This window comes from Alicyclobacillus mali NBRC 102425 (assembly GCF_001570745.1).
GTDB lineage: Bacteria > Bacillota > Bacilli > Alicyclobacillales > Alicyclobacillaceae > Alicyclobacillus > Alicyclobacillus mali.
The window spans coordinates 1-3,268 of record NZ_BCSG01000068.1 but is presented as its reverse complement, the minus strand read 5'-3'; the positions used below and the strand labels follow the sequence as shown (position 1 = coordinate 3,268).

5 protein-coding genes and 1 pseudogene are annotated in these 3,268 nt (G+C 52.0%); all 6 read left to right on the top strand.

Annotation, left to right across the window (positions count from 1 at the left end; translation table 11 throughout):
- The first annotated feature begins 968 nt into the window (after window positions 1-968).
- Window positions 969-1,280, top strand: coding sequence for a DUF7309 domain-containing protein (locus tag AMA01_RS14155; protein ID WP_067851745.1), 312 nt, complete (start codon window positions 969-971; stop codon window positions 1,278-1,280).
- Window positions 1,244-1,552 (top strand): DUF7309 domain-containing protein, encoded by a 309-nt coding sequence (locus tag AMA01_RS14335; protein ID WP_431603357.1) that lies wholly within the window; start codon window positions 1,244-1,246, stop codon window positions 1,550-1,552. Before AMA01_RS14155 ends, AMA01_RS14335 begins: the two co-directional genes overlap by 37 nt.
- Before the next feature lie 117 nt (window positions 1,553-1,669).
- On the top strand, window positions 1,670-1,771 hold the full coding sequence (locus AMA01_RS14315; RefSeq protein ID WP_376738345.1) for a hypothetical protein: 102 nt from the start codon (window positions 1,670-1,672) through the stop codon (window positions 1,769-1,771).
- 10 nt (window positions 1,772-1,781) lie between these two features.
- Window positions 1,782-2,144 (top strand): VOC family protein, encoded by a 363-nt coding sequence (locus AMA01_RS13745; protein WP_231862966.1) that lies wholly within the window; start codon window positions 1,782-1,784, stop codon window positions 2,142-2,144.
- A 113-nt stretch (window positions 2,145-2,257) separates the two neighbouring features.
- Window positions 2,258-2,524 (top strand): annotated as a pseudogene (locus AMA01_RS14150) (metallophosphoesterase); the annotation flags it as partial.
- Between the two features lie 104 nt (window positions 2,525-2,628).
- Window positions 2,629-2,895 (top strand): metallophosphatase family protein, encoded by a 267-nt coding sequence (locus AMA01_RS14145; RefSeq protein ID WP_231862967.1) that lies wholly within the window; start codon window positions 2,629-2,631, stop codon window positions 2,893-2,895.
- Window positions 2,896-3,268: the final 373 nt, after the last annotated feature.

Sequence of the window (3,268 nt, the reverse complement as noted above, 5' to 3'; positions counted from 1 at the left end):
GGGGCCGAGGTGATCACGTCGGTGCTTGAAGCTTGGGATGAGAAGCTGGCGGCGGAGCGCGACCGAAATGAGTGGGAACTGGTTCAGTGCTGTCGCGCTGGCGTTAGATGTGTCGTACCGGCGCGCGGCAGAGATTCTCCACGGCCAGGAGTGCTGTCAAACTTGAGATGGAACGGGATCTTTCCTAACATTGTTACAGGGGATTGGAAATGAATTGCTCAAGATGGGGTGCGGTTTCTATGCCGCTCCCTCTTAACAACCTACGTTGGGGTGAAGGAGCGTAATGAACAGACCTAAGTATATATCTATGTTGTCATATATAGTGCTCTTAGGAGCGATTTATGGCGAACTGCTTTATCCGAGTTCATCGTTTATGTGGATAATATTCGCTTTCATAGGTGGCGTATTGTTAGTTATAAAGAATAAAACAATTTCAGTGGGTAAATTCAAGCCTCTCATCATTTTGTTGGATATGTGCGTTCCTCTCTTTCTCATACTCACGAATTTTTCTTTACACATATCAATTGAATGGAAACAGTTGTTTTTTCTCGTCATATCGACATTTTATATTATATTCTATTTCATTCTCCTATATAAGTACAATCAAGAATAAGTATGAGCTTTTTGCAGAATCACGAGCCATTGTGCGACAAGGGTTGATCTTGATCGATAAGCGTAAACTGAGACCCACATGGCTTTCATCTTCTCATCGCTTGAAAATGGGCTCATCAAGCCATGGGAGGTTTCGTGTATGCGAGAGCACATGTCTCACCAGCATCGCCGTGAACTTTGGCGTGAACTTTGGCGTGAACGTATCGCTGCCCTCTACGACAGCGGCTTGTCGCTAGCCAATTGGTATTAAGCACGTGCCCGCGATGCCAGACTTGGACCGGTTATCGGAGTTTTCAGTTACAATGGAATTCGGCAGGGCGTGAGTCCAGCAACGAGTTCCGAAGGAAGGTGTCATCATGTCAAACGGACCTACGTTGAGCCAATGGCAGGAACTCTATGTTGCCGCTATTGAGCTCCGTCACTTGGCTCCGTGGCAATGGAAGCATGATGATGCCCTGTTCGCCGTCGAGGGTCCTGATACCGCGGAGATCGGCTATTCTTCCATAATGGGTGCCCTCGGCGAGTTTCATGGACTGGCGGTCTTTCCAGGGGAAGCTGGATGGAGATCTTTCCAATTGCTTAGGGATGACGACGGTTCATACCAGGCCGAAGAACAGCGAATGTTCGACCAATGCGTGCTTATCGCGTTGAGAGTAGTCGCGATGTAACGAAGCAGGATCGTGCTGTCATGAAACGGCTCGTCCTCCGCTTCCGAGGCGAAATCGCATGGCCTGTGTGTCGTAGCCACCGTCATGGGTACTTGTTCTGGTATCTGACGCGGGATGAAGCGAAACTCCTGACGGTCGCGCTATCCCAAGCCACTGTCGTAGCTTCTCCCATTCGCCAGCACCCAGACCTCATCGAACCGCGTCAGCCCAGCCAAATCCTTACCCGCAGGCGGGTAAAAGACGGCACATCAGTTGAGTGGATCGGCGTCTGAATCGAAACACCGCAGTACACCCTCTCGGCATTCCAGATCCCGCCGATCCGCGTTGAAGAGGTCATGTTGAGGCGCATCCGTCGCCAAGAGACTTGAAGGGGAGAGTGGGAGGTCGATATCTTTTATGCGCCGTTCGCAGTCAAAGGGGGCGAGCGACCGATGTTCCCCAGCCTGTTGATGTGTGTTGACTTCGGGCGCGAAATGTGGGTCAGAAGGTGAAGTGAGAACTGTGGCTGTGGACCACATTGTGAATGTGGATGAAATTCTCCATTTCGTACCGGATGTCCAGGAGGCCAAGACGTGGTATCAAGCTCTGCTTGGCACGGGTCCCGTGTTTGATCACGAAGCCTATTGCGCCTTTCGCGTGGGCGACACCCTGATTGGGCTTCACCCCACAGATGATAAAACGGGGTGTGGCGTTGCAGGCCAGGTGGCATACTGGCGGGTCCAAGATCTGCAGCGAGCACTCGATCATTTTTTGGCACACGGTTGTCACGTATTCCGGGGTCCGTCCCTTGGCGTGGATGGCGTGTGGGTATGCCAAGTCCTCGATCCATATGGGCACGCCTGGGGGCTCGTACAACGTTCGTAAAGCGAGCATCCGGTTCCTACACGGTTGTTCGTCCTTCTCAGATTGGGCGAATCGAGAATGTAAAAATTGCATTGTAGCTTTGTACGATATCCATGGCAACTTAGCAGCTCTGGATGCCGGTCCTGCAAGAGGTCGAACGCCCCATCGTAGACGCGATGGTGTTCGTCGGCGATCTCGCCCGGGGGGCGCAGCCCAGACAGGTGATGGAGCGCGTGATGTTGCTCCGTGCGCCTATCTATTTCGTCCGTGGGAATGCGGATCGCGAGGTCGTGAAGTGTCACGGCGTTGAGCAAGGTGTGGATGCGGAAATCAACGCGTGGTGCCACCACCAGCTCACGCTCGATCAAATCAGATTTCTGCTCAACCAGAAGGACCACGTAGTGCTTAGCGTGGACGGGCTGGGCGATGGCTTCTTTGTCCACGGCTCGCCCAGAAGCGACGTGGAGGCCATCCGCGAGGATAGCCCTGCGAGGAAATCGAGCCCATGGTTGTGCATGTTCGCGAGTCGATCATCGTCTGCGGCCACACGCATATCCAGTTTGATCACATGGTGGCGGGAAAGAGCCTCGCTAACGCGGGCAGCGTCGGACTTCCGAGCGTGGCGCGCGGCGCGAGGTGGGCGCTCATTGGCCCCGAGATCGAACTGCGCGAGACGGTGTACGATTTCGAGCGGGCCGCAGCGGACATCTTGGCATTGCAGACGAGATTGGACTGGCGGCGTTGGTGTTCGGATTTAGCGCGCGGGTTTTGACGGAAAAGAAGAACTCTCTACTCAAGGAGGATACTGGCGATGACGGAGTTGATGAGGGAGATTATAGCATAGGCAGAAGAGCGCAAGGCTTGTGAAATTGGTGAGCGGATGTTCTTTTCGCTCGCGATGGAATCAGTTATTCTGCAAAAGGTTCATGTAATATCGTCGGTTCATAATACCAAAGATTTTTGGCGGTGAGATTGTGGGCTTGAAAGTAAAGGGAACATATGCGGGGAGAATAAAGTTGTTATATTTAGCGATATGTTCCTGTTGTGTATTTGTTGCCATAGATTCAATAAGAGAAAAAAATTTCGGTTTTTTGTTTTATTACTCCGTATCTATGTCTTTCTTCAGCATTTTATTGGAGCCTTTT

Bases quoted from the DNA above. Each gene is read 5' to 3' on its own strand.
- AMA01_RS14155 (WP_067851745.1), top strand. From the start codon at position 969: ATGTCAAACGGACCTACGTTGAGCCAATGGCAGGAACTCTATGTTGCC.
- AMA01_RS14335 (WP_431603357.1), top strand. From the start codon at position 1,244: ATGCGTGCTTATCGCGTTGAGAGTAGTCGCGATGTAACGAAGCAGGAT.
- AMA01_RS14145 (WP_231862967.1), top strand. From the start codon at position 2,629: ATGGTTGTGCATGTTCGCGAGTCGATCATCGTCTGCGGCCACACGCAT.